This is a genomic window from Mycolicibacterium frederiksbergense (assembly GCF_012223425.1).
In the GTDB taxonomy this organism is placed as follows: Bacteria; Actinomycetota; Actinomycetes; order Mycobacteriales; family Mycobacteriaceae; genus Mycobacterium; species Mycobacterium frederiksbergense.
This window is the reverse complement of record NZ_CP038799.1, coordinates 4,554,511-4,580,030: the sequence shown is the minus strand read 5'-3', so window position 1 is coordinate 4,580,030 and position 25,520 is coordinate 4,554,511. Positions and strand designations below refer to the sequence as shown.

The window sequence follows — 25,520 nt, the reverse complement described above, 5'->3', positions numbered from 1 at the left end:
ACCCGGCAATTGACGTCAGCGCGGCTGGAAGGCCGAAGCCGCGGTCTGCACCATCGTGCACATCTTGCGGAAGTCGAAGATCCCCAACACCGCGCCGCCGCGGATGGCCTGGCAGCCGACGGCCGCCGGGGCGGGCGTCTGGGTGCCGGGGGTGCTGAAGACCGCGGGGGTGGCGCCGCGGGGGCCGCACTTGGGCCAGGCGCCCAGGCCCTGGGTCCGCAGCACGTTCTCGGCGACGCGGATCTGCTCGGCCCGCGACGCGCCGGCCGGCGAACCCACCCCGCCGTTGGCGCTCCAGGTCGCCGGCTTGAACTGCAGGCCGCCATAGTGACCGTTGCCGGTGTTGATGCCCCAATTGCCACCCGACTCGCACTGCGCGATGGCGTCCCAGTTGACGCTGTCGGCGCTGGCGGTGGCCGACATGGCCATCGGAGCCACCGAGAGCGCGCCGGTCGCGGCGGCCACCCACAGGCTCTTCGTCAGGATGTTCTTGATGGCGATTCGGATGTTCTTCATTTGCGGTCCTTCCCCGACCGGTGACACGAGGGCCGCGAACAAGGTGTGAAGCGTTCTTGCGACGCGGTTATCCGGTGTTTCGGGTGATCGGCGTCACCCGTTACGGAGGGGGCGGAAGTTTTAGCAGTTTCTTATGAGGCGCCTGGATATCAGCGTTGTTCATGAGAAAACAATGGCGCCGGGCGGAAAGCCCGGCGCCATTGTGATTCGTCTGATATCGGGTTATCCCCGGCCGCCGCAGGACGGCCAGGCACCGATGCCCTGGCTCTGCAGAACGTTCTCCGCGACGCGGATCTGCTCTTCGCGGCTGGCGGCGTGGGGCGCACCCGAACCACCGTTGGAGCGCCAGGTTCCCATGGAGAACTGCAGGCCACCGTAGTAGCCGTTACCGGTGTTGATGGCCCAGTTGCCGCCCGACTCGCAGGCCGCGACGGCATCCCAGTTCACGGAGTCCGCATGTGCGGTACCTGTGGCCATAGCCAGCGGAGCAATAGCGATCGCCCCGGCAAAGGTGGCCATACCGAACGTTTTGCGGATGTTCTTCAACGTCAATCCTCTCGCCAAGCGCGCGCCAAGGAGCGCCCGCGCGAACGCGGACGGAATGCCTGAATACTCAGGCGCAGAATTTGGGGCGTGCCATCTCGGTCAGGCACGACAGTGGAGACACATGACGTCTCACCGGATGACACATCCGATTGCCCGACGGACATCTCGGCCCGTCGTCGGCCCACTCACACGCAGGTTCTTGATTATGTAGTTATTTGCTCCGGCTCTGGAGTTGAAATGAACGTACAAAAATCGCGCAGCGAAGTCACTTCGATGTCGAACGTGTCGCTTTCAGATAACAGGACGATCACGGCGGGGATCCGCTCAGACAGCGCAGGTCAGCACGGAATTCCGCGGCTAAACCTGAATTGCAGGTCGAGACCCGTTCGGTGAGGCAGATCACAGGGTTTTTGTGAGCTGCACCACCGATATTGCGTGGTGGCGGCAGCGCTGGCTCAGGGTTCCCCGAAAATGCCGCCCTCACACACCCGGAAAGCGGTCCCCGGCCACGATCTGTTCGCTGACCGTCGACCTTCCACCTGGATTCGTCTTGAACATCAATTCTGTTGCCATGAACGCGTTTTCGTGACTTTACAGCTAGATAGGGCAACTACATAGTGACGCAGCTATATTCGCAATTCGAAGGCCAGAGACACTGCGCTACAGTCCTTTTGGCGCCAGCAGAACCGCAGTGCGACATGCCGGCGACACTCGTGTGCCGATACCCCGGCGCGACGGTCGCCGACTCGGCGCACACACCTCGCATTTCGGCCCGACGGCAGGCTGAACGCCCAATCAGACTGCCGCATAGAACATTGACAGCGTGCGCCCAGGTGGCTCAAATCATCTCAGCCAGAGGGTATCTGGGAGCACCGCGGCAGACCGGCACCGGCACCACCCGCCCACGTACACACGCAATACAACAATTGCGTGCACGTTATTCGAACGTGATCGGAGCGCATAAACTCAGTTGCACGCAAATGGAGCGGGATTTGCGTATCAATTGCAAATTTGCTGGATCATCGGCCGCGGATTGGCGAGCGGTCAGTCCAGATCCTGCGGCGTATTGACATTGGTCAGCTCGCGGCGTTGCTCCATGACGATGCGCTGGGTGTCTGCGGCATCCACCAGCGCACGCATGCTGCGCTCGCCGGCCGCCACCAGCTCATCGGCTCTGGCCGCCAGCGCAGTGCGGTAGAGCCCGGCGAGATAGTGGTCGCGCCCGTCCCAGGGCAGGACCACATCGGCCACCGAGGACGCGGCGGCCCCGGTCAGTTCATCGATGATGCCGGCGTCCAGGTGTGGCATGTCGACCGCGCAGACGAAGGCCCATGTCCCGCCCGCATCCGCGGCAGCCCGCAATCCCCGTGCCGTCGCCAACAGCGGACCGAGGCCGCGGACCTCGTCGCGCAGGACCTGCGCAGGCAGGTCGGGAAGCGCCTGGCCGGGAGCTGCGATGACAAAAACCGGTGCACAGCGAGTGCCGACGGTGCTCACCACTCGCTCGACGAGTGTCTGACCACGAACCACCAGGGTGGCCTTGTCGCGCCCCATGCGGCGCGAAGCGCCGCCGGCCAGCACGATCCCAGCCAGGCCCGCGTCTGCTGAGGGCCCCTGGGATCCGGTCACCTAGCTGACGTTAGTCGACCGACCAGGTGTCCTTGCCGCGAAGCAGCGATTGCAGTGCGGCCGTGTCGTGCGCCTTGGCCTCGCGGGCCGCGCTGATCTGCTGGCGCGCGGCGTCGTCGTAGGTCGGCTTGTTCACCTGGCGGAAAATGCCCATCACCATGTGATCGAGGTTCTGCTCGGACAGCCGCGACAACGCGAAGGCGTACGCCGGGTCGTCGATCGTCGCGTCATGCACCACGATCTGATCGGCGGGTACGTCGGCGGTCTTGGCGACCTCCAGGCTGAACCCTGACCGCACCACTGCGTATTCGCCGTCGGCGCCGAACGTGATCGGTTCACCGTGGGTGACGTTGATCAGCCGGTCCTCGGCGCCTTCCTTGCGCAGTGCATCGAACGAACCGTCGTTGAAGATCGGGCAGTCCTGCATGATCTCGACGAGGGCGGCACCACGATGGGCCGCGGCACCGCGCAGCACCTCGGTCAGCCCCTTGCGGTCGGAGTCCAGTGCACGTCCGACGAAGGTGGCCTCGGCGCCCAGTGCCAGCGACACCGGGTTGAACGGGTAGTCCACCGAGCCCATCGGCGTGGACTTGGTGACCTTGCCGACCTCGGACGTCGGCGAGTACTGCCCCTTGGTGAGGCCGTAGATCCGGTTGTTGAACAGCAGGATCGTGATGTTGATATTGCGTCGCAGAGCATGGATGAGGTGGTTTCCGCCGATGGACAGCGAGTCACCGTCACCGGTGACCACCCACACCGACAGATCCTCACGAGCCAGCGCGAGACCGGTGGCGATGGTCGGCGCCCGACCGTGGATCGAGTGGAAGCCGTAGGTCTCCAGGTAGTACGGGAACCGGCTGGAGCAGCCGATGCCGCTGACGAACGCGATGTTCTCGCGGCGCAGCCCCAGCTCCGGCAGGAAGTTACGGATCGTGTTGAGGATGACGTAGTCACCGCAACCCGGGCACCAGCGGACCTCCTGGTCACTGGTGAAGTCTTTGCCCTTCTGCGGCTGGTCCGTCGTCGGTACCAGCGCAGTCTTGCTGAGGGCTTCGGTCAAGCCCAGGTCAGAGCCGATCAGATCGGTCATGCGCTCGCTCCCACAGATTCCACGGTGGCCGCGGCCAGCCGGGCGAATTTGGCCTTGTCAGTTTCCTTCTCGCGCAGCGTCCCGTCGATCGCCGCGCCGATGATGCCCTCGACCTCGTCGGCCAGGAACGCCATACCCTCGACCTTGGTGACCGACTGCACGTCGACCAGGTACTTGCCGCGAAGCAGCAGCGCCAGCTGGCCGAGGTTCATCTCCGGCACGACCACCTTCGGGTAGCGGCGCAGCACCTCACCGAGGTTCGACGGGAACGGGTTGAGGTAGCGCAGTTGAGCGTGCGCGACCTTGATACCGCTGCGACGGGCGCGCCGGCAGGCCTCGCCGATCGGGCCGTAAGAGCTGCCCCAGCCGAGCAACAGCAGTTCGGCGTCACCATCCGGGTCGTCGACCTCCAGATCGGGCACCGTGATGCCGTCGATCTTGAGCTGCCGCAGCCGAACCATCAGATCGTGGTTCTTGGGCTCATAGGAGATGTTGCCCGAGCCGTTGGCCGCCTCCAGCCCTCCGATGCGGTGCTCCAGGCCCGGTGTGCCCGGCACTGCGAACTGACGGGCCAGGGTCTCCGGGTCGCGCGCGTAGGGCTCGAACGGCTCGCCGGACTTGGCGAAGGTGTGCTCGATGGCCGGGTAGGTGCTGATGTCCGGGATACGCCACGGCTCGGAACCGTTGGCGATCGCGCCGTCGGACAGGATGATCACCGGCGTGTGATAACCGATGGCGATCCGCACCGCCTCGACCGCGATGTCGAAGCAGTCCGACGGTGAGCAGGGCGCGAGCACCGCGACCGGCGACTCGCCGTTGCGGCCGTACAGCGCCTGCAGCAGATCGGCCTGCTCGGTCTTGGTCGGCAGACCGGTGGACGGGCCGCCCCGCTGCACGTCGATGACCAGCAGCGGCAGTTCCGTCATCACCGCGAGGCCGATGGCCTCGGACTTCAGTGAGACACCGGGGCCCGAGGTGCTGGTGACGCCGAGCGCACCGCCGTAGGACGCACCGATGGCGGCGCCGATTCCGGCGATCTCATCCTCGGCCTGGAAGGTCAGCACATTGAAGTGCTTGTACTTGGACAGCTCGTGCAGGATGTCCGACGCCGGGGTGATCGGGTAGGTGCCCAGCACCACCTGGATATCGCCGAGCTGTCCCGCGGCCACGACACCGTAGGCCAACGCGGTGTTACCCGAGATCTGCCGGTATTCGCCGGTCTTGAGCTTCGCCCGGCCCACCTCGTAGGTGACGGCGAACGCCTCGGTGGTTTCGCCGTAGTTCCAGCCCGCCTTGAGCGCCAGCACGTTGGCCTCGGCGATCTCGGGCTTGCGGGCGAACTTCTCCCGGATGAAGGCCTCGCTGGCCTCCAGCTCGCGGCCGTACATCCACGACAGCAGGCCGAGGGCGAACATGTTCTTGGCGCGCTGGCCGTCCTTCTTGGTCGCGCCGATCGCCTCGACGGCACCCAGGGTCAGGGTCGTCATCGCCACCGACTGCACGACGTAGTCGGACAGTTCCTCGCTCTCCAGCGGGTTGGCGTCGTAGCCGACCTTGGCCAAGTTGCGCTTGGTGAACTCGTCGGAGTTGGCAATGATCAGGCCGCCGCGAGGTAGGTCCCCCACGTTGGCCTTCAGTGCGGCAGGATTCATCGCGACGAGAACATCGGGACGGTCGCCGGCGGTCAGGATGTCGTAGTCCGCGATCTGGATCTGGAAGGACGACACACCGGGCAGAGTTCCCTGAGGTGCGCGGATCTCCGCGGGGTAATTGGGCTGCGTCGCAAGGTCATTGCCGAAGAGCGCGGCCTCAGACGTGAACCGGTCACCGGTGAGCTGCATGCCGTCACCGGAGTCACCGGCGAAGCGGATGACCACCTTTTCCAGCTTCTGCCGGGGAGTCCCCGCGTTGCCGTTCTGAGCCACGACTTCCTGCCTTTCACACCCGCGCGAGTCGCGCTTCAGTCGCGGGGCGTTTGCATCAAAAACTTTTGGTGTCACTGCCGGTAACCAGTATGGCACTTCTCTTAGGGTGACCAATGCCGGGCGGGCCGGCGACACGCGGGTTTCGTCCAGAAGAACTGCCTGTTCAGCGCAGTGAAGCACTCCGGGTTCCCGTCGTGATGTGGTCTTCATCACTTTTGGAGAATGTCATTCTCTAAGGAACTGGTTACCGCGCAGTAGCACTCTGCCGGTCGAACTTGACGGGTGTCAAGTGGATCGTTTCAACCGGCGCGGCCTACGCCGGTGCCGAGCGCACCTGGACACGCTTCTGCAATTCGCGGGCCACCAGTTCGCTGGCGACCTCGACGGCGCGCCGGGGGTCGGCCCCGGCAGCCCGGTGGGCGACGTAACAGGCGGTGAACATGTCGCCGGCGCCGGTCGTCTGCACGTCCATCACGCGCCACGCCGCGGGAACCCGCACGACAGCGCCGTCCTTGTAGATGTCGCAGCCCTCGGAGCCATAGGTCACCAGGATCTCGGGCACCCCGAGCGCCTGGGCCGTCGCGATGTCGAAGGCGCCGTCGGCGACGATGACGGCCTCGTCCTCGGCGAGCTTCAGCACATCGAGGTGGCGCAGCAGCTCCGGGGAGAAGTGCCGGTCCAGTTTGAGCGGACCGACGTGATCCGCGCGCACCAGGCCCTGGCCGTCGTAGGCGATCCGGTGCCCACGGGCCGCCAGATGAGCGAGAGTTTCGGCGGGGAAATCGGTGCGCAGCAGCGGGGCCAGATGGATCCACGTGGTGCGGGGATCGTCGGTGTCGACATCGCGTGGGGTCCACACCGGGCCGATCGCCTGGACGCCCATGTGCCGGTGGTCGGTGTCGTCGTAGTCCAGGCTGAATCCGCTGGTGCGGTCCGACGGCAGCAGCCGCACCAGGGAGCCGAACCGCTCCAGCACTGGGTCGAAGAGTTCATGGTGCTTTTCCTCGCCCATCGCCACGATGTGCGCGGTGCCCGGTGCGGCTTCCAGCGCCACACCGGCGAACGAAGCACACCCACCCGGGCTCGGCGGAGCTCCGTTGATGACGTCGATGGCCAGGTTCCCCAGCACTGTCACGCCCGGGACGAGCTCTGGCGCCATCAATCGATTCCCCTGCTTGTGGTTTGTCCTGTCGTCGGCACATGGTGACGTGGCCGTGCGCGGAAATGGTAGTCCGCGCGGCACCCTTTCAGCGATTCCGCAGCCTTCGCGGGCCTGTGCCGATCGTCACCCAGGCAGGTTGTACGGGGTGATGACCTGGATGGGAGTGGGCCGCACCGGTTCCTCGGGAAGGGCGCGGTGCTGGGCGAAGATGACCCGGATGGCCAGGCGGGCGTCCGCGCGCAGATCGTTGTGCAGGACCACCGAGAGCTTGCCCGCGCGCAGCAGCCTGCGGTTGTCGACATCGAGATCGTGGGCAACAAAGACTCTGCACTCCCGCCCCAATCTCTCGAATGCCCGGACGGTCGCGTCATTGCCGCCCCCCGGCGAGTAGACGGCCTCGATCCCGGGATGACGTTTCAGCGCGTCGAGCACCAGCCGTTCGGTGGTGGCGTCGATACCGTCACTGTCGCTGACCTCCACGATGTCGCGCCCAGTACCGCGCAGGCCGGACCGGAACCCGACCTCGCGCTCACCCTCACCACGGAATACCGTGCGGCTCAACGTGATCAGCACTCCTGACGACGCGTCACCGAGCCACTGGTCCACCAGGAACGCCGCTGTCATGCCGGCACCGTGGTTGTCGATGCCGACGTAGGCGCAGCGGTCGCTGTTGGCCACGTCGGTGCTGTAGGTGACCACCGGCACGCCCGAGGCGACGAGCCGGTCCACGGCCTCGGCGACCTCGGGTTCGTCCTGGGCCTTGAGGATGACACCGTGGCTGCCCTTGATGCGGGCCAGCACCTCGGCGGTCTGCGCGGCCGAGCCCGACTCCCACAGATGGAACCGGGCCCGCGGTACGGCCGGGGCGAAGGCGGGCAGTTCGGCCTCGATCGCCGACCGGAACGCATCGGAGAACCGCTGCGGGGTTTGCATCACCACGTCGATCAGGTAGCGGCGACCGTTGAGCCGCAGCTGGGCTCGCTGCTTGTCCAGGTCGGCGATGGCCTGCATGACCTCGGCGCGGGTGTTCTCCCGGACGCCGGGCCGGGCATTGAGGACCCGGTCGACGGTCGCCTCGCTCAGCCCGGATTGCTGAGCGATCTCGCGAACCTTGTAGCGGTGCATCGTGCGGCGCCTCTCTCCCGCGAGTTCTCCCCGAGCTGGGGGCACCTCCCGCTTGCGGGGGAACGTCAATGGCCCACATTGTCGAGCTTCCGGGGCCATTCGCGTCTGCTCGCGACTGGATGGTGACGCTATGTGATGGTTTTTTGATGGCTTTTTGCTGTTGATTGCGGTGGGTATCACAGCAAGACTAACCGCCATGCCCGCGTCGCTCACCTCCTCCGAGTGGATCACCGAGTCCGCCTGCGACCTCGATGAGTTCCGTCGTCAGGTGCTGCGCGACACCGATCTGGCCGATTACCCGCACGCCGTCGACGTCCGGCGCAACGTCCTGGTGTACTCGGCGGCCGGCATCGCCGCGGCCGATCGCCGGGCGCTGCAGTCCGAGGTGATCCGCGCGCTCAGCGAGGGGCCCGGCGTCGTGGTCTTCGAGAACGCCTTCGATGGTGCGGTCACCGACCGGGTCTCCGCGGCGTTCGACGACATCATCGCCGCCCAGCGCGCTCGGGGCGGCGCGGCCGGAGACCACTTCGGTGCGGCCGGGGCCAACGACCGGGTCTGGAACGCCGCGCAGAAACTCGCCCTGCACGCTCCCGAGGCGTACGCCGAGTACTACGCCGCCGACACCCTGGCGCTGGTGTCGCAGGCCTGGCTCGGTCCGCGCTATCAGGTGACCTCGCAGGTGAACGTCGTCAATCCCGGCGGCGCCGCGCAGGTTCCGCACCGGGACTACCATCTCGGCTTCGTCGATGCCGACCAGCTGGCGCAGTATCCGGCACACCTGCACCGGATGTCCGCGGCACTGACGCTGCAGGGTGCGGTCGCGCATTGCGATATGCCGCTGGCGAGCGGGCCGACGATGCTGCTGCCGTATTCGCAGCGGTTCGAAGCCGGCTATATCGCGTTCTACCGGCCCGAGTTCATCGAGTTCTTCGCCGAGCATCACGTCCAGGTGCCGCTGCGCAAGGGTGACGCGGTGTTCTTCAATCCGGCGCTCTATCACGGTGCGGGAGAAAACACGTCGGCCGATATCAGCCGGATGGCCAACCTGCTGCAGATCTCGTCGCCCTTCGGTCGCGCGATGGAATCACTGGATCGCACCGCGATGGTCAAGGCCGTGTACCCCGCACTGCTACAGATGCAGCAGGCCGGCCGGCCGCCCGCCGACCTGGCCAACATCGTCAATGCCACCGCCGAGGGCTACGCGTTCCCGACCAACCTCGACAGCGACCAGCCCATCGGCAGCCTCGCCCCACCCAGCCAGGTCGACACCGTGCTGGCTGCCCTGGCCGACGGGCTCACGCCCGCCCAACTCGATGACGTACTCACCGCACAAAACGAACGGAGAACCCCATGACCACCATCGGCGTGATCGGACTGGGCCGCATCGGCGCATTCCACACCGAAACCCTTTCCGGGCTGCCCGGAATCGACGGGTTGGTGATCACCGATGAACGCGCCGACGTGACGGCATCGGTGGCTGCCAAGCACGGCGCCAAGGCCGTCGGTTCCGTCGAGGAATTGTTGTCCTCGGGCGTCGACGGCGTGGTGGTGGCCGCGGCCACCCCGGCGCACGCCGAGCTCACCCTGGCGGCCGTCGAGCGCGGTATCCCGACGTTCTGCGAGAAACCGATCGCCTCCACGGCCGCCGAGAGTGCGCGGGTCGCCGAGATCATCAGCCGCTCCGGCGTTCCGGTCCAGGTCGGCTACCAGCGGCGCTTCGACGCCGCCTTCGCCGCGGCCAAGAGTGCCGTCGACGCGGGCACGTTGGGCATCCTGCACACCGTGCGGAGCACCTCGATGGACCCCGCTCCCCCGCCGATGGACTACATCAAGGGCTCCGGTGGCATCTTCCGGGATTGCGCCGTCCACGATTTCGACACCATCCGCTGGATCACCGGCCAGAACGCCGTCGAGGTGTACGCCACCGGAACGGTGCAGGGCGACCCGTTGTTCGCCGAATACGGCGACGTCGATTCGGCCGCAGTGGTGGTGCGTTTCGACGGTGGCGCACTCGGCGTCGTCTCCAACGCCCGCTACAACGCCCGCGGCTACGACTGCCGCCTCGAGGTGCACGGTTTCGTCGACAGCGTCGCCGCCGGCTGGGATCACGGTGTGCCGCTGCTGAACACGGACCCGCGCCTGTCTGATCCGTCGGACTTCCCGACCGGTCCGGCACACAACTTCTTCATGGACCGCTTCACCGAGGCGTTCCGCACCGAGCTGGCCGGTTTCGTCGAGGTTGCCGAGGGCGGACCGGTCCGCGGCGCGACCGTCGCCGACGCCGTCGAGGTGGCCTGGCTGGCCGAAGCCGCCACCGAATCCCTGCGCCGGGGTGTCCCGGTAGCACTTGAGTCGGTTAAAAAGGAGATAAGCAAAGCATGACCGCCGCTGTCAAGATCGCCGGTGCACCCATTTCCTGGGGCGTGTGCGAGGTACCCGGCTGGGGTTTCCAGCTCGAACCCGACCGTGTGCTGACCGAGATGCGCGGTGTCGGGCTGACCGCCACCGAGCTGGGGCCGGAGGGATTCCTGCCCACCGACACCGAAGAGCTGAAATCCGTTCTGGCGCAGCATGAACTCGCTTGCGTGGGCGGCTTCGTCCCGGTCGTGCTCCACAAGGCCGACCATGATCCTGCCGACGACCTTGCCGGACCACTCGATTCATTGGTGGCCGCGGGCGCCGGCGTGGTGGTGCTGGCCGCCGCGACGGGCGCCGACGGCTACGATTCGCGTCCGGTCCTCGACGAATCGCAATGGGCCACCCTGCTCACCAATCTGGACAGGCTGGCCGGGATCGTCGCCGACCGGGGTCTGCTCGCGGTCCTGCACCCGCATGTGGGCACCATGGTCGAAACCCGCGCCGAGGTGGACCGGGTGCTGGCCGGATCGACGATTCCGCTGTGCCTGGACACCGGGCACCTGCTCATCGGCGGCACCGATCCGTTGGAGCTGGCCAAAGCGGTACCGCAGCGCATCGCCCACACCCACCTCAAGGATGTGGACGCCGCGCTGGCCGCCAAGGTGCAGTCCGGGGAGCTGAGCTACACCGATGCCGTGAAGGCCGGGATGTACACGCCGCTGGGAACCGGCGACATTGATATAGCAGCTATCGTCCGCATCTTGCGCGACAACGGCTTCGACGGCTGGTTCGTGATGGAACAGGACACCATCCTCGAGGGTGCGCCCGGCGGTGACGGACCGCTGGCCGATGTGCGTGCCAGCGTCGCGTATCTGAACAGCGTGACTGGATGAGCCCACTCCGCATCGGGGTGCTCGGCGCGTCCCGGATCGCGGAGGTCGCGATCGTCGGTCCCGCGGCCGAACTCGGTCACCGTCTGGTGGCCGTGGCGGCCCGGGACCGCCGTCGCGCCGAGACCTTCGCCGACAAGTACGGCGTCGAGCGCGTGCTGGATTCCTACCAGGACGTGATCGACGACGCGCAGGTCGACGTGATCTACAACCCGCTGGCCAACGCACTGCACGCGCCGTGGAATCTCGCCGCCATCGCGGCGGGCAAGCCGGTGCTGAGCGAAAAGCCGTTTGCCCGCGATCATTGCGAGGCGGTTCGGGTGGCCCGAGCCGCCGATGCCGCCGGAGTGCCCGTACTGGAGGGGTTCCACTACTTTTTCCACCCGGTGACCCGCCGGGCGTTCCGGTTGGCGGGTGACGGTGAGCTCGGTGAGATCCGCCGGGTCGAGGTCCGGATGGCGATGCCCGCACCCGGCGACGACGATCCGCGCTGGTCACTGGATCTGGCCGGCGGCGCGCTGATGGACCTCGGCTGTTACGGCCTGCACATCATGCGGAGCCTGGGCAGGCTCGGCTCGGGCGATCCGGCCGTTACCCGGGCGCGCGCCGAACTGCGCTCCCCCGGTGTCGACGCACGCTGCGATGTCGAGCTCGAATTCCCCAATGGAGCAACCGGACTGTCCACCAATTCGATGGTGGCGCCGGGCTATTCGTTCACGTTGAAGATCATCGGCAGCGCCGGTGAGGCCTTCGTGCACGATTTCATCCACCCCGCCGCCGACGACCGGCTGACCCTGACCACGGCCGGCGGCGGCACCACCGTCGAGCGACACGGCACCCGGCCGTCCTACAGCCATCAGCTGGAAGCTTTCGCCGCGCACGTGCAGAGCGGTGCGCCGCTGCCGTTCGGGGTCGATGACGCGGTGGCCAATATGGCATTGGTGGACGCGGCCTACCGGGCGGCCGGCCTCGACCCGAGGTAGAAGTGACGGACGCAGGCCCTGAGTGGAACCGGGACCTGCGCCGTCAACCGCGACGCGGCCTGGGATGTGTTACCCCCGTGCGGAAATGCGCTTTGCCGTCCGGACACTGGCGGCGCTGCGTGCGCCGTCCTTTGCGCTCTTGGCGCCGCGTAGCGTCCCGGTGACCTTTGCGTCGGCGACCTCGGAGTCGTCCGCCTCGGCGTCGAGGTCGCTCGAATCCGCGGATTCGGTCTCATCGGCCTTCGGTTCGCCGTCCTCGGACACACCGTCGGTGGTTTCGGTGGCCGCACCGTCAGCCGGCTGCTCCTCCCCGTCCGTGGGCTCGGCCGCGTCGACGTCATCAGCGACGTCGGTGGCGGGGATCTCGGTGGCAGGCTCGGGGTCCGGGGCCGCAACGGGCGCCTGCACCTCCACAGCGTCCGGACCGATGGAACCCGACTCCGCGTCGATCGTTGATTCGTCGACGTCATCTGCCACCGCTGGGCTTTCGGCTGCAGACACGCTCAGCGTGACCACCGTCGCGGACGCAGCGGGCGGCGCAGAGGCCGCGCTGAGGGCTGCGGCGCCCGCCGGCTCGACGGCCGGGGCAGCGCCCAGGGCCGTCGCGATGGCGCGCGGAATCGTCACAAGAAGCGTCTGCAGCAGACCGCCGCTGAACGGATCAGCACTGAAGGTCAGCAAGCCCGGGACCTTGGTGCCCTGGACATCGGTGTAGCCGTTGAGCACTGCCGAGGTCAGCTGCGCGGGGATGTTGATCACCGCCGTGAGCGCCTCGACGAGGCGACCGCTGCCCAAGGCCTGGACAACGTCTTGCAGTGATTCACCGAGGGCGTCGATGGCGCCGATGGCCGGACCCATCGCGCCCGACAGCAGCGGCAGCGCGTTGCTGAGGGAAAGCGCCGCGGACAGCGCGTCGGTCAGATTCTGGGCTATTTTCGCCGGAACATCCAGCAGACCCGAACCAGCCAGTGGCAGTCCGATGATCATGCCGACGGGCGTGGAGATGAGCGTCTGCGAAAGGGTGATGAAAGCTTCCGCGATCTGACCCGACCGCAGCTGCCCGACGGCCGTTTCGATGCCGGCGGGAAGGCTGTAGGGGTTGCTCGGGGTCAGGTACTGAACGGCCCCGTCCACCATCGACTTGCCGGCACCGACCGCGGTGCCCAGGTATCCGAGCTGGTTCTTGAGGAGCTGGCGCACGACCGGCGCGGGGTCGGAGAGCACGTCCCCACCCAGCGCGCCGACGTTGGTGATCGCGTCATTGAAGACGCTTGCCCACAGTGCGATGGGGTTGGTCTGCGCGGTGAGCGTGAAGGCCTGCGACGAGATGGCCGGAACCGCCGGAACGGTGAGCAACGGGTTCGACGGTTGGACGGGCATGACCGCGATGGACGCGGCTCCCACCAACGCGACTCCGGTTGCCAGGTATGGCCTGATTGCAGCGTGCATGGATCCTCCTCTGGTGTGCACACATTTGTGAACGGTGAGTAATTTACTCAGAAGTAAGTTGACAAGTGGGTGCTTTATGTCAAGAAAGAACCCGGCGCCATCGACGCCACACGGCCCGGCAAATGCCCGGCGCGCCCCGGTTGTTCACGGCGCGATCCCCCTGGTGCGCAACAGTGTTCGCGTGGGCAACCATGACACGCAAAGGGACCGACGCCCGTTTCGGCACCCGCGTCCCAGGAAGCCGCTCGCCGCCAGGCATATTTGTTATTGCAATATTCCCAGTTCACGCCTACCTGTGGCGTCGGCGCACCGCTCGCCCAGGCTCAACGTTTGCTGAGGAACTGCGGCATCCTGCGGGCAGCCGGCAACGGTCGACGCCATGGAGGGCGGTCGTCAAGAAATTGACTTTTGCGTAAATATTGGCAAACAGATGTCACCCACGGCGACTTTCCGCAGCACCCCGGATCAGTGCTCTCCGCCGCACGCGCCACCCGAACGCCGGCGTCGGTCAGTGCAGCTGGCCGCCTTGTGCCGGGGCGCTTGCCAACCGCACGTACGCGGACGCAGCCTCGGCACGGTTGGTGGCCCGCAGTTTTCGCAGAACACGCTTGACGTGCGACTTCACCGTTCCCGTCGAGATCACGAGTTCGTCGGCGATCTGCTGATTGGTCCGGCCGGCGGCCATCAGGCGGAGCACCTCGATCTCGCGACGTGTCAGCATCGACAGCACCCGGGTGTGAACCTCGGCCAACGATTGCGCGGCCGGGCTGCGCTCCACCGGTTCGATCTTGCGCAGGTCCAGATCCGCGTCCTGCAACGCACGCACGGCCTCGTCGGCCGCGTTCAATGCGCGCCGCACCTCGGCATGCTGGCGACGCGTTCTCTCCAACAGCACCGTGCGTTCGTAGGCATATCCGAAACCCTCGGCAAAGGCCCACACCGTGTCGCGGTCGATTTCGTCCACCAGACGGCCCGAGTAGAGCCGGTCAGCGTGCAGGAACCCGATCACCTTGCCCGTCGGCATCACCGGCGCGGCCACGTAGGAGTGGGTCATCGAGAAGTCGACGATGGGCCGGTTCACGCGCGGATCATTGCGGGCGTCACGCACGATCGCGGGTGCATGCCTGCGAATCATCTCGGTCTCGAGCAGCATGTGGTTGAGCGGCGGAGCCACCGACTGCGCGAAGGCGACCATCTTCTCCGCCCCGTCACGGTCATCGCCGAAGTACGCCGACTCCATCACCATCCGGCTTTCGTGCACGCGAAAGAGCACGGCGCGGTCGAACCCGCAGGACTCGACCAGCTCGCGCGGCGCCCGGTCGACGATGGTGGCGACATCGTCGACGACGCGCAGCTTGCTGAGCGCTTCCTGCACCTGCAGCAGCGCGAAGGTGCGCCGCCGCGCACCGTCCTCGATCAGCTCACGCTCCATCGACGCGAGGTCCAGCACCGCCTCGAGCGCGTTGAGTGCCGCCTCGTCGCCGAGTGCTTCCAACGCGCCGCGCACCACCGTCACCTTCGCGTCGACCGCTTCGGCCACCACGGTCATCGGGTCGTCGGTCGGGTCGATGTCACAACACTCGAACATCTCCCGGTAGCGCCGGGCAGCGGCGGATTCCCCCGGCTGCCGCGACGCCCAGCCCGGGTGGTCACCGTCGGCCAGATCACCGATGGAGGGCGTCTCGGAGATGTCGGTCACGGTTCGACTGTCCTCCGATACGGCGGGCAGGTGCGGTGGTTTTCCCGACAAGGCCGGAATTGGCCTCCCTTGGGGGCACGAGTCCTCCCCTACGGGGGATCGTTTCGGCGCGCGCGCTGTCAGAGGCTGAAGACCATGTCATCCACCACTGTCTCGGCTCTGGATCTGCTGACCACCGCGCAGGGCATCGCCAACCCGTACCCGCTGTACGACACACTGCGGCCGGCGTCGCCGGTGGCGGGCTACCGGGACTGGCCGCCGGGAACGATTCCCGGAGCCGATGAACCCGTCACGGCGTGGGCGTTGTTTCGCTACGACCAGATCTTCGAAGCCGCCCGGGACAGCACGACGTTCTCGTCGCGTGACCCGCTCCAAGAGGCGTCGTCGGCACCGAGCCTGATGCTCGTCAACACCGACCCGCCCAAACACGAGGTCGAACGGAAGCTGGTGAGCCAGGCGTTCTCGCCGCGCCGGGTCAAGCGGCTCGAGGGCTGGCTCGGTGAACTGGTACCGCGGCTGCTCGACGAGCTCGGCGATGGCGATGTCGAGATGATGGAGTTCGCCGCCGAGATTCCCACCCGCGCAATGGTGCGGTTGCTCGGATTGCCCGACGGGGACCACGTCCGATTCAAGCAGTGGGCCAACGCGTTCATGCTCTCCTCATCGCTGACCCCCGAGGAACGCATGTCCAGCAATGAGGAGATGGTGACGACGTTCGCCACCCGGCTTGCCGAGCACACCGCACGGTTGGCCGAGAGCCCACCCAGCGGTGATGTCGAGGATGCCGAGGACCTCATCTCGGCGCTGCTGCGCGCCGAGATCGACGGACAACGTCTCACCCCCGAGGAGATCGTCCGGTTCTGCGTCACGCTGGTGGTCGCCGGTAGTGAGACCACCACGTTCCTGATCGGCAACCTGCTGCACGCGATGGCACGCAAACCCGAGGTCTGCGCACGGATGCGTGCCGACCGCGCCCTGGTCAACGTCTTCGTCGAGGAGTCGATGCGACTGGACGGGCCGCCGCAGCGGCTCTTCCGCATCGCCACCCGCGACGTCGAGATCGGGGGGAAGTTGATCCGCAAGGGCGAGTGGGTGGCGCTGTTCTTCGGTTCGGCCAATCGCGACCCGGCCGTGTTCGCCGACCCCGACGTGCTCGACATCGACCGACCCAACATCCGCCAGCAGCTGTCGATGGGGCACGGCCTGCACTTCTGTCTCGGCGCCGCACTGGCACGCCTGGAAGTCGTGGCCGTGATCAATGCGGTTCTGGACAGGTACCAGACCATCGCCTTGACCGACGATCCCGGCACCAAGCAGACCGCGAGCCTGCTGACCCATGCCTTCGTCCGTCTCCCCTTGCACCTCTCATGACCGCGTCCGTGACCGAGTCGCGCAATATCGAAGCGACGAAGGCCATTTACGCCGCGGTGCCGGCAGGTGATCTTCAGGCCGCTCTCGATCTGATGGACCCGGACGTCCGCATCACCTACTACGGTGTCGACGCCATCCCGTACGCGGGCGACTATCGAGGCATCGATGAAGCCGTCGAGTTCTTCACCGCAGTGGGTGAGAATATCGCGATCACCGAAATGCAGGCGTGGAAGTTCATCGCCCAGGGTGACGATCTGGCGGCGTGGGGCCGCCAGCGGTTCCGCCGGCTCGCAACAGGTTTCGAGTGGGAGTCGGAGTTCGCGCACATCATCACGCTGCGCGACGGTCGCTGGCTGTACTTCCGGGATTTCATGAATTCGGCTCGCACGCTACAGGCGTTCACCCGTTGAGGGTCATCGGCGACCGCGAGATATGCATGGCCACAGGGGTTTGTGTGATGACCGCCGATGCGGTCTTCGATCAGGACGAGGACGGCATCGTGGTGCTCATCGCCGAGCAGGTGCCGCGTGCGAGTGAGAACATCGCCCGCAACGCGGTGCGGATGTGTCCGTCCGGCGCGCTTCGTATCGTCGAGGATTGATCAACTCCCGGGCGGTTGCAGCATCGCCTGAGGCAAGCCCGTTCCCTTCGCGTGCCGCCGGTGCGATACTGGTTGAGGCACCGACGGCGGGACCAACGTGAGCGTGGGCGAACAGCGTAAGGCGGGCCGGGCTGAGCTTTGGCTGCCGGTGGCGCTGCTGACCCTGGCGGCCGTGGGCTGGTGGTGGTCGGTGGTCAGCGCCGGCGACATGGACACCGGCGGCATGTCCATGCAGCCGATGCCGACGATGTCCTTCGCAGCTTTCCTGGTGGCATGGGTGGCGATGATGGCGGCGATGATGTTTCCCGCAGTCGTACCCGTTGTCCGGCTCTATGCCCGCGCTGCCGCCAATGACCAGGTGGCACCCGTAGCTGTGTTCGTCATGGGGTACATCGCACTGTGGACCCTCGTCGGCATTCCCGCGTACTTCGCGTGGCGACGCTTGGAAGCACCCCTGATGCAGGGCAGGGCAGTCCCTGGGCGGGGCGGGTTGCCGGCACGGTGGCGATCGTCGCCGGCCTGTATCAGCTCACGCCGCTGAAGTCGATGTGTCTGCGGCACTGTCGATCGCCCATGTCGTTCTTCCTGCGCCACGGCAAACGTCTCGACCGTCCGGCACGGGCGTTCGTGGCCGGCGCCCACCACGGCCTGTTCTGCGTCGGCTGCTGCTGGACGTTAATGGCTGTGCTCATTGCCTTCGGCACAATGCAATTGGTGTGGATGCTGGTTCTCGCGGTGCTCATTGTGCTGGAGAAGATCGCACCGTTCGGTGAGCTGCTCGCCCGAGTGACCGGGGCGGCACTTGTTGTGCTGGGGGTGGTGCTGCTGGTGCAACCCACGTTCGTAACCCATCTCGTCTAGCTGGAGGGTGAAAATGACAACGACCGAACAACGCACACGGTGGCAGCTGAAGGGACGCGGATATGAGTTCTGCAACTGCGCGCCCGGTTGCGGGTGCAATTTCCACGGTTTTCCGACCTCGCCGGACGGCAGCTGCAAGGCAATGGTCGGCAACCACATCCTGGAGGGATCCTGCGGCGACGTCGACCTCTCCGGGGTCAAGGCGATCGCAGTGATCGACTGGCCCAAAGCGATTCACGACGGAAACGGCAAGGCAGTGTTCATCGTCGAGCCGGATACCACCGACGAAAAAATCTCGAGCCTGTCCCAGATCTATACCGGGCAGCTCGGTGGCGACCCGTGGGGAATTCTCGGCACGACCTTCGAGGTCGTCGGGCTCGCCAAGGCTCCGATCAGCTTCGAGGGCACCGGGCTGCAGACCACGATGACGGCCGAGGGTTATGGTCGCGCCACCGGGGATGCCTTCAAGAACCCGGTGACCGGCGAGGCCCACCAGGCTCAGATCGTGCTGCCCGACGGCTTCATCTGGACCAAGGGTGAGTGTGGGATCGGGACTTTTCAGGTCGAGGCCGAGGGCATTCGGCTCGGTTTCACGGACACGAACTGGATCCTGTACGACTTCGATTGGTCCAACAATTGACCCGCGCACCCCGCCGCATGGCGAAGCTGTAGGCGTCGGCGGCGCTCACGCGCACCTTCGCTCGACCTGGAGCCGTCGACTCCAGTTGAATCCGTCGTTGAGCGGTATGTAGGTCTCATCGGCTCGCGGCCGTGGGAGTACGTCCCGGTTACTCAGTGCGTTTCGTAGCGACTGGCCAGACCCGTCAGTGTGGACTCGATGCCCTCGGCGTTCTTCTTGTGGAACCCGAGCAGTTCCACCACGAAGGGCACCTTGGCCGTTGAATAGTCGAATGTCTCGGTGACCTTCGTGGTGCCGGGACTCACCTCGGTGAGCTCCCAGCGCCACCGATGACCCAGTGGGTGCTCCCACTCGACCAGGTGATTCTCCTGTACCGCGGTGGCCTTAGAGGTGATCGAGTAGGGCAGGCCGTACTGCGTCATGGCGACGGTGAACTTGTCACCCTCGGTGAGCCGGTGCGGCCCCTTCACGTCGGCATCTCGCACGGTTCCCGAACCATCGAGATCATGGTGTCGGTGCGGGTCGGCGATCTGGTCGAACAGCGCCGCGACCGGCGCGGCCACCTGGACGCTGCGGCTCACGGTGCGCGGCCCGGCATCTTCTGTCTTCAGTGTTGACGTGGTCATGGTGGCCCGTATACCCGGACTCTGCCTGCGATACACGGTGCCCACGCAATCGGCGCGGCCCTCCGAGGTCAACCGGAGGACCGCGCCGATTTCGTCAGGCGTTATTTGCGTCCGAGCTCATGCGAGAGCGCCTCGAGTTCATCGCCGCCCGCCATCTGCTGGGTCAGGTGCTCGAGCGAGATCTCGTCATAGGTGCAGTCCAGCTTCTGCCGACCGCGGTTGAGCAGCACGAAGTGATCCCCTACCAGGTGCGCGTGGTGCGGGTTGTGGGTGATGAACACCACGCCGAAACCGGCTTCTTTGGCCGCCGTGATGTATTTGAGCACCACACCGGATTGCTTGACACCCAACGCAGCGGTCGGCTCGTCGAGAATCAGCACTCGGGCCCCGAAATACACGGCGCGCGCGATCGCCACACACTGCTTCTGGCCGCCCGACAGTGAGCCGATCGGCACATCGACGTCGGGCAGTTCGATGCCCATCTTGGACAACTCGGTCAGGGTCGTCGCGCGCATCGCGTTGGCGTCCAGCGAGAACGGGAACGACTTCTTCCGTAGTTCCTGACCGAGGAAGAAGTTGCGCCACACCGGCATCAGCGGGACCACGGCCAGGTTCTGGTACACCGTGGCGATCCCTTTGCCGAGCGCATCGGCCGGCGAACCGAAGGAGGCCGGCTCTCCGTCCACGAGCAGCTCGCCCTCGGTCTGCTGATGCAGCCCCGAGATGATCTTGATCAGGGTGGACTTTCCCGCACCGTTGTCGCCCAGAATGCCGGTCACTTCACCGGCGTGCACTCGCAGGCAGATGTCCTTCAACGCGGTGATGTTGCCGTAGGACTTGCCGACGTTCTTCAGTTCGACCAGCGGTACCTTGGCGCCCGATGGCGTTTCGCTGCTGGCCTTTTCGACTGTTGTGGTCATCGGGTCACCTCTTCGCTGCGTAATTACGGAAGGCGTTGTTGGCGATCACCGCGAACAACAGCATGCCACCCAGGAAGAACTTGAACCAGTCCGGATCCCAGCCCGCATAGACGATGCCCTGGTTGGTCATGCCGAAGATGAACGCACCGATGGCGGCACCGATGGCGGTGCCGTAGCCACCGGTCAGCAGACAGCCGCCGATGACCGCCGCGATGATGTAGAAGAACTCGTTGCCGATGCCCTGCCCGGACTGCACGGTGTTGAACGAGAACAGCAGGTGCATGCCGACGAACCAAGCGCAGAACCCGACGAACATGAACAGCCCGATCTTGACCGCTGTCACCGGAACACCCACTGCACGAGCACTGTCCTTGTCGCCACCGACCGCGAAGATCCAGTTTCCGATCTTGGTCTTGAACAGCACCCAGGTTGCCACCGCGGTGAAGATCAACCACCACACCACGGTGATGCGGATGCTGACCCCGAAAACGGTGAAGGAAGAGGCGAACACCGCGCGCGCGGAATCCCAGCCGTCCATATCGCTGACACTCTGAGTCGCCACCTGGCCGGCCACCAGCTTGGTGACGGCGAGGTTGATGCCCGCGAGCATGAAGAAGGTGCTCAGTGTGATCAGGAAGCTGGGGATCTTGGTCTTCATCACCAGGAAACCGTTGAAGAAGCCGACCGCCAGCGCGAGGACCAGCGCGAGTGCCGCCCCCACCCACAGGTTCAGGTGCAGGTTATAGGCCAGCATCGACGCAGCCAGCGAGCTGAAAGTCACCGCGACGCCGGTCGATAGGTCGAATTCTCCACCGATCATCAGCACCGCGACCCCGCAGGCCATGATGCCGATGGTGGAACTGGCGTACAGCACGGTGGCCAACGAGGCCGCCTCACGGAACGGTTCGGCCACGACCAGGAAGAGCACGAAGATCCCGATTGCGCCGATCGCCGCACCCACCTCGGGCCGGATCAGCAATCGCTGCAACCGATTTCGTTCCTTGACACGTTCGTCCCGGGCCACCTTGGGTGCGGTGCCCACCTCAGTTTGGGTAGTCATCATGACGCTCCTTCCTTCTCCGCACCGTCATCACCGGGTCCCGCGCTGCGCATACTCGGCCACCGCTTCGATGTTGGACGAGTCGATGAACGCGGGGCCGGTCAGCGTGGGCTCGCCACCACCGAGGACGTTGCCGTTACTCAGATACAGCCACAGTGAGTCGATGGCGAGGTAGCCCTGCAGGTAGGGCTGCTGGTCCACGGCCCACTGCACATCACCGGACTCGATGGCACCCACCAGTGCGGCGTTGGTGTCGAAGGTGCCGATCTTGGTGTCACTGCCGGCTCTCGCGGCCGACTGAACGGCGGTGAGCGCGAACGGAGCACCGAGGGTGACGACGTAATCCACGCTGGGATCCTGCTGGAGCTTGGCGGTCATGGTGGACTCCACCGACGGCATGTCCTTGCCGTTGACGTTCAGGATCTCGGTGGCCGGAAAGGTGTCCCTGACACCGGCACAGCGGGCTTCCAGGTCCACGTGACCCTGCTCCTGAATGACGCACAGCGCTTTGGTCGCGCCCTCGGCGCTGAGGCGCTCACCGACACCCTGACCGGCGATGAACCCGTCTTGTCCGAAGTACTCCTTGACGCCCATCGCCTTCCACGAGTCCATGCCCGCGTTGAAGGCCACGACCGGAATCCCCTTGTCCGCAGCGGCGTTCACCGCTGCTTGCATGGCATCGGGCTTGGCCAGAGTCACCGCAATGCCGTCGACTCCACTGTCGATCGCGGCCTGGACCAGGTTGGCCTGGTTCGGCGCCTCGGGATCATTGGAGTAGCGCAGCTCGATGTTGTCCTTCTTGGCTGCCGCCTCGGCGCCCTTGCGGACGAGGTCCCAGAAGGAGTCACCGGGCACCTCGTGGGTGATCATCGCGATCGTCATGCGCGGGGTGTCGACGGTGCCGCCGCCGCTACCCTCGCCGGCGCCGTCCTGCTTGCCGCCGCTGGACGAGCACGCCACCATGCTCAACGCCATTACGCCCGCTCCGGCCAGTACCGCGAGCCGCTTCAACGCCATTGTCTCTCCTCGTTTCAAGATCGCCGTGTCGCCCATATCGGCCCGGCGGACCGAGTGCCGGACGCTACGCCTGCAGGATTGATGTAATACGGCTCACACCGGAAAGTCAACACTTTGTCCTGACATTAGGACTGCAAGTCATTTGCTCGACCCGTTTCCGCAGGCCGATACCCGCGGGGCACCCGTCGAGCCCCGCACGACCAGCGCCGGCTCGCGTACCACGTCCACCGTCCCGCAAGGCCCGTCCGGATCATCGAGGCGGCCGGCCAAACGCTGCACCGCCGACGCCGCCAAGCCCAGCGCGTCCTGGCGCACCGTGGTCAGGTCCACGTGAGCAAGCCCGGCAAGCGGGCTGTCATCGAAGCCGAGCACCGATACCTGTTGCGGCACCGGCACTCCCGCTCGAATCAGGACATCTATCACGCCGAGGGCACAGCGGTCGTTGAACGCGAATACCGCCGTGGGCAGCTCGGATTCGGCCAGCATGGCGGTGGCCGCGGCGGCGCCCTCACGTTCGGTGAGCCCACCGGAACGCACCTCCAACGCCACTCCCGCGGCATCGGCGGCCCGCCGGCAGCCCCGCAGCCGCTCGGCCGCGCCGGGCGCCCGGCCACCGTCGAGATAGACGATCCGGTGATGGCCGAGCTCGATCAGGTGCTCGGCGCCGAGGAGGGCGCCGACGACATCGTCGCTGCGTACGGCGTCGACACCGCGGATCCGGCGGGCCAGCACCACCACCGGTACCCGCGTGGCCAGCTCGGCGAGGCGCCGCGCCGGCGCCTGCGGGCCGATCAGCACCAGACCCTCGCACTGCTCATCGATCAGCGTGCGTAGCGCGCGAGCCTCGTCGCGGTGCGGGGTGATGGCACTGAGCACCACGTCATAGCCGAGCTCTTCGGCCGCGACGTAGACACCGTCGACGAGATCGGCATGAAACTCCTGGCCGGCGGTGAAGGTGACGCCGATGAGCTTGGTGCGCAGCTGGCGCAGCCTGCGCGCCCGGTGATCGGGCCGATACCCGAGTTCGTCGGCGGCGCGGCGCACCCGGTCACGCGTCTGCTCGCTGGCACCCGGCGCATCACGCATGACGATCGAAACCAGCGCGCGCGACACACCGGCGCGCGTGGCCACGTCCTCCAGCGTCGGGCGTCGTTGCACGGTGGGATTCTAGAACGTTCTAGGCAGATTGTTGACGAAACACGCCCGATCCGCTTACCGTCCCTAGAACGTTCTAGTCGATCGGAGTCCACCATGTCGTCCCCGTTGTCCTTCGGCCTCATCGGCGCCGGCTGGATCGGCAGCTTCCATGCCGAGACCCTTGCCGCGCGCCTGCCCAACACCCGACTCGCCGCCGTCGCCGATCCGGTACCCGGCGCAGCGGAAAGGTTCTCGGGAGCACGCGCCTACCAGGACCCCTTGGAGCTCATCGCCGATCCCGATGTGCAGGCCGTCGCCATCTGCTCCCCCGCCACCAGCCATGCCGACCTGGTGGTCGCGGCGGCACAGGCGGGCAAGCACGTGTTCTGCGAGAAGCCGATGGCGCTGACACTCGATGACGCCGACCGGGCCATCGCCGCGGCACACGCCGCCGGCGTGGCACTGCAGGTCGGTTTCAACCGGCGCTTCGCCGCCGATTTCGCCGCCATGCGGGCGCGTGTCGATGCCGGCGACATCGGTACCCCGCAGCTGTTGCGTTCCCTGACCCGCGATCCCGGCATCTCCGCCGAGGTCGCCGCCCGCGTCAAACCGTGGACGATCTTCAACGAGACGCTCATCCACGATTTCGACACCCTGTGCTGGCTCAATCCCGGCGCGCGGGTCACCGAGGTATACGCGCAGGCCGATGCGCTGGTCCATCCGCAGTTCGCCGACCGGGGCTTCCGGGACACCTCCGTGGTGCAGATCCGGTTCGACAATGGCGCGTTCGCGATCGCGGAAGCCAGCTTCCAGGCCGTGTACGGTTACGACATCCGCGGCGAGGTCTTCGGCTCAGGCGGCGTACTGCAGGCCGGACTGGCACCCGAGCACGCCGGCCGGATCAACACCGAATTGTTCGCCGACGCCTATACCGCGCAGTTCGCCCATTTCGCCGATAGCGTGCTGGCAGGCTCCGAGCCGTCCGTGACGGGGGCCGACGCCCGCGTTGCCCTCGAAATAGCATTGGCGGCCCGTGAATCCATCGAGACCAAGGCGCCTGTGATGCTGAGCGGAGTGCCGGCATGAGACTGGCGGTCTGTTCGGAGATGGTCTTCACCGAGTTGCCCCTGCTCGACCGGGTGAAGCGGATCGATGAGCTCGGCTTCGACGTGGAGATCTGGAGCTGGCACGACAAGGACCTCGACGCGCTGGCCGCGACCGGCGCGCGGTTCTCGTCGATGACCGGCTACCTGCACGGCGACCTCATCGACCCGGAGAGCGCCGACGAGGTGGTCCGGACTGCCGAGCTGAGCATCAAAGCCGCTGCGGTGCTGGGTGTTCCGCGGCTCAATCTGCACACCGCGGAACTCGTCGACGGCCAGGCCGCCCGCCCACGCCAGCGCGCAACCGGTCAGATGTGGTCGACGGCGCTACGTGCTCTGGAGCGCATCGGCGAACTCGGGGCCGCCGCCGGGGTGACATTCTGTGTCGAGAACCTCAACACCATCGTCGACCATCCGGGTGTGCCGCTGGCCCGCGCGAAGGACACGCTCGCGCTCATCGAGGGGGTCGGGCACCCGAACGTGAAGATGATGCTCGACCTGTACCACGCGCAGATCGGCGAAGGGAATCTCGTCGAACTCGTGCGCCGCTGCGGTGATGCGATCGGCGAGATCCAGGTCGCCGACGTACCCGGCCGTTGCGAGCCCGGTACCGGTGAGATCCACTATCCCGCTGTCGCACAGGCACTGCGCGATATCGGCTATGCCGGCACCGTCGGGATGGAGGCGTACGCCGAAAGCGACAGCACGGCGGCCCTGCAGGCGTTCCGCGCGGCCTTCTCCTGAGCGATTTCGGCGTGATCGGTTGCGGCGTGATCGGTTGCGTTGACCGCGTCCGATCACGCCGAAATCGC

General features: G+C 66.2%; 26 protein-coding genes. 12 read left to right on the top strand and 14 right to left on the bottom strand.

Translation table 11 applies throughout. The features are described from left to right. Window positions 1-15: 15 nt before the first annotated feature. The 7 genes from EXE63_RS33360 to EXE63_RS25235 form a co-directional block, all read right to left on the bottom strand. The gene (locus tag EXE63_RS33360; protein ID WP_168144193.1) at window positions 16-516 is read right to left on the bottom strand and encodes a transglycosylase family protein; all 501 of its coding nucleotides are present in this window, start codon (window positions 514-516) and stop codon (window positions 16-18) included. Window positions 517-738: 222 nt separating this feature from the next. Then, window positions 739-1,062, bottom strand: a complete 324-nt coding sequence (locus tag EXE63_RS25260) for a transglycosylase family protein (RefSeq protein WP_168144192.1) — start codon at window positions 1,060-1,062, stop codon at window positions 739-741. A gap of 1,044 nt (window positions 1,063-2,106) precedes the next feature. Next, entirely contained in the window at window positions 2,107-2,616 is a 510-nt protein-coding gene (mobA, locus tag EXE63_RS25255) for a molybdenum cofactor guanylyltransferase (RefSeq protein WP_168145767.1), read from the bottom strand. Between the two features lie 85 nt (window positions 2,617-2,701). Further along, on the bottom strand, window positions 2,702-3,781 hold the full coding sequence (locus EXE63_RS25250) for a 2-oxoacid:ferredoxin oxidoreductase subunit beta (protein ID WP_168144191.1): 1,080 nt from the start codon (window positions 3,779-3,781) through the stop codon (window positions 2,702-2,704). Further along, a complete protein-coding gene (locus EXE63_RS25245) occupies window positions 3,778-5,706 on the bottom strand; it encodes a 2-oxoacid:acceptor oxidoreductase subunit alpha (protein ID WP_168144190.1) in 1,929 nt (642 codons plus the stop codon). The genes EXE63_RS25250 and EXE63_RS25245 overlap by 4 nt, the downstream gene beginning before the upstream one ends. A 313-nt stretch (window positions 5,707-6,019) precedes the next feature. Further along, window positions 6,020-6,865, bottom strand: a complete 846-nt coding sequence (locus EXE63_RS25240; RefSeq protein WP_209999990.1) for a PfkB family carbohydrate kinase — start codon at window positions 6,863-6,865, stop codon at window positions 6,020-6,022. A gap of 126 nt (window positions 6,866-6,991) precedes the next feature. Next, window positions 6,992-7,993: a LacI family DNA-binding transcriptional regulator gene (locus EXE63_RS25235; RefSeq protein WP_168144189.1), complete on the bottom strand. Its 1,002-nt coding sequence runs from the start codon at window positions 7,991-7,993 to the stop codon at window positions 6,992-6,994. 196 nt (window positions 7,994-8,189) lie between these two features. Here EXE63_RS25235 and EXE63_RS25230 point away from each other — a divergent pair, with 196 nt between their 5' ends. Genes EXE63_RS25230 through EXE63_RS25215 form a run of 4 tightly spaced genes read left to right on the top strand, consistent with a single transcriptional unit; the run spans window position 8,190 to window position 12,224 of the window. After that, window positions 8,190-9,347, top strand: coding sequence for a phytanoyl-CoA dioxygenase family protein (locus EXE63_RS25230; protein WP_168144188.1), 1,158 nt, complete (start codon window positions 8,190-8,192; stop codon window positions 9,345-9,347). Further along, window positions 9,344-10,375 carry a Gfo/Idh/MocA family protein gene (locus EXE63_RS25225; protein WP_168144187.1) on the top strand — a complete coding sequence of 344 codons (1,032 nt, stop codon included), beginning with the start codon at window positions 9,344-9,346 and terminating at the stop codon, window positions 10,373-10,375. Before EXE63_RS25230 ends, EXE63_RS25225 begins: the two co-directional genes overlap by 4 nt. Next, window positions 10,372-11,244: a sugar phosphate isomerase/epimerase family protein gene (locus tag EXE63_RS25220; protein WP_168144186.1), complete on the top strand. Its 873-nt coding sequence runs from the start codon at window positions 10,372-10,374 to the stop codon at window positions 11,242-11,244. Before EXE63_RS25225 ends, EXE63_RS25220 begins: the two co-directional genes overlap by 4 nt. Then, a complete protein-coding gene (locus EXE63_RS25215; RefSeq protein WP_168144185.1) occupies window positions 11,241-12,224 on the top strand; it encodes a Gfo/Idh/MocA family protein in 984 nt (327 codons plus the stop codon). Before EXE63_RS25220 ends, EXE63_RS25215 begins: the two co-directional genes overlap by 4 nt. Window positions 12,225-12,293: 69 nt before the next feature. Here EXE63_RS25215 and EXE63_RS25210 read toward each other — a convergent pair whose 3' ends face one another. After that, window positions 12,294-13,673, bottom strand: coding sequence for a hypothetical protein (locus EXE63_RS25210; RefSeq protein ID WP_209999987.1), 1,380 nt, complete (start codon window positions 13,671-13,673; stop codon window positions 12,294-12,296). Window positions 13,674-14,181: 508 nt separating this feature from the next. Continuing rightward, window positions 14,182-15,372: a LuxR C-terminal-related transcriptional regulator gene (locus tag EXE63_RS25205; RefSeq protein ID WP_209999984.1), complete on the bottom strand. Its 1,191-nt coding sequence runs from the start codon at window positions 15,370-15,372 to the stop codon at window positions 14,182-14,184. A gap of 135 nt (window positions 15,373-15,507) precedes the next feature. Here EXE63_RS25205 and EXE63_RS25200 point away from each other — a divergent pair, with 135 nt between their 5' ends. The 6 genes from EXE63_RS25200 to EXE63_RS25180 all read left to right on the top strand — a co-directional run bounded on the left by EXE63_RS25200 (window position 15,508) and on the right by EXE63_RS25180 (window position 18,845). After that, complete coding sequence (locus EXE63_RS25200) at window positions 15,508-16,743, top strand: cytochrome P450 (RefSeq protein WP_168144184.1); 1,236 nt, start codon at window positions 15,508-15,510, stop codon at window positions 16,741-16,743. Further along, on the top strand, window positions 16,740-17,153 hold the full coding sequence (locus EXE63_RS25195) for a nuclear transport factor 2 family protein (protein ID WP_168144183.1): 414 nt from the start codon (window positions 16,740-16,742) through the stop codon (window positions 17,151-17,153). The genes EXE63_RS25200 and EXE63_RS25195 overlap by 4 nt, the downstream gene beginning before the upstream one ends. Continuing rightward, window positions 17,150-17,344 (top strand): ferredoxin, encoded by a 195-nt coding sequence (locus EXE63_RS25190; RefSeq protein WP_168144182.1) that lies wholly within the window; start codon window positions 17,150-17,152, stop codon window positions 17,342-17,344. Before EXE63_RS25195 ends, EXE63_RS25190 begins: the two co-directional genes overlap by 4 nt. 103 nt (window positions 17,345-17,447) lie before the next feature. Beyond that, window positions 17,448-17,885 carry a copper chaperone gene (locus EXE63_RS33320; protein WP_272955793.1) on the top strand — a complete coding sequence of 146 codons (438 nt, stop codon included), beginning with the start codon at window positions 17,448-17,450 and terminating at the stop codon, window positions 17,883-17,885. Beyond that, window positions 17,846-18,205 (top strand): DUF2182 domain-containing protein, encoded by a 360-nt coding sequence (locus tag EXE63_RS33315; protein ID WP_272955792.1) that lies wholly within the window; start codon window positions 17,846-17,848, stop codon window positions 18,203-18,205. Before EXE63_RS33320 ends, EXE63_RS33315 begins: the two co-directional genes overlap by 40 nt. Window positions 18,206-18,218: 13 nt before the next feature. Next, window positions 18,219-18,845 carry a DUF1326 domain-containing protein gene (locus EXE63_RS25180; protein WP_168144181.1) on the top strand — a complete coding sequence of 209 codons (627 nt, stop codon included), beginning with the start codon at window positions 18,219-18,221 and terminating at the stop codon, window positions 18,843-18,845. A 152-nt stretch (window positions 18,846-18,997) separates the two neighbouring features. On the opposite strand, the gene EXE63_RS25175 is transcribed toward EXE63_RS25180, so the two are convergent. From EXE63_RS25175 to EXE63_RS25155, 5 genes are all read right to left on the bottom strand, one after another. Then, entirely contained in the window at window positions 18,998-19,471 is a 474-nt protein-coding gene (locus tag EXE63_RS25175) for an SRPBCC family protein (protein WP_168144180.1), read from the bottom strand. Between the two features lie 101 nt (window positions 19,472-19,572). After that, window positions 19,573-20,391, bottom strand: a complete 819-nt coding sequence (locus EXE63_RS25170; RefSeq protein ID WP_168144179.1) for an ATP-binding cassette domain-containing protein — start codon at window positions 20,389-20,391, stop codon at window positions 19,573-19,575. Between the two features lie 4 nt (window positions 20,392-20,395). Further along, on the bottom strand, window positions 20,396-21,451 hold the full coding sequence (locus EXE63_RS25165; RefSeq protein WP_168144178.1) for an ABC transporter permease: 1,056 nt from the start codon (window positions 21,449-21,451) through the stop codon (window positions 20,396-20,398). Between the two features lie 30 nt (window positions 21,452-21,481). Beyond that, on the bottom strand, window positions 21,482-22,468 hold the full coding sequence (locus tag EXE63_RS25160; protein ID WP_168144177.1) for a substrate-binding domain-containing protein: 987 nt from the start codon (window positions 22,466-22,468) through the stop codon (window positions 21,482-21,484). A 138-nt stretch (window positions 22,469-22,606) separates the two neighbouring features. Continuing rightward, window positions 22,607-23,626 (bottom strand): LacI family DNA-binding transcriptional regulator, encoded by a 1,020-nt coding sequence (locus EXE63_RS25155; protein ID WP_168144176.1) that lies wholly within the window; start codon window positions 23,624-23,626, stop codon window positions 22,607-22,609. A 93-nt stretch (window positions 23,627-23,719) separates the two neighbouring features. Between EXE63_RS25155 and EXE63_RS25150 the strand changes: the two genes are divergently transcribed. Next, on the top strand, window positions 23,720-24,691 hold the full coding sequence (locus EXE63_RS25150; protein ID WP_168144175.1) for a Gfo/Idh/MocA family oxidoreductase: 972 nt from the start codon (window positions 23,720-23,722) through the stop codon (window positions 24,689-24,691). After that, complete coding sequence (locus EXE63_RS25145; RefSeq protein WP_168144174.1) at window positions 24,688-25,452, top strand: TIM barrel protein; 765 nt, start codon at window positions 24,688-24,690, stop codon at window positions 25,450-25,452. Before EXE63_RS25150 ends, EXE63_RS25145 begins: the two co-directional genes overlap by 4 nt. Window positions 25,453-25,520 lie beyond the last annotated feature (68 nt).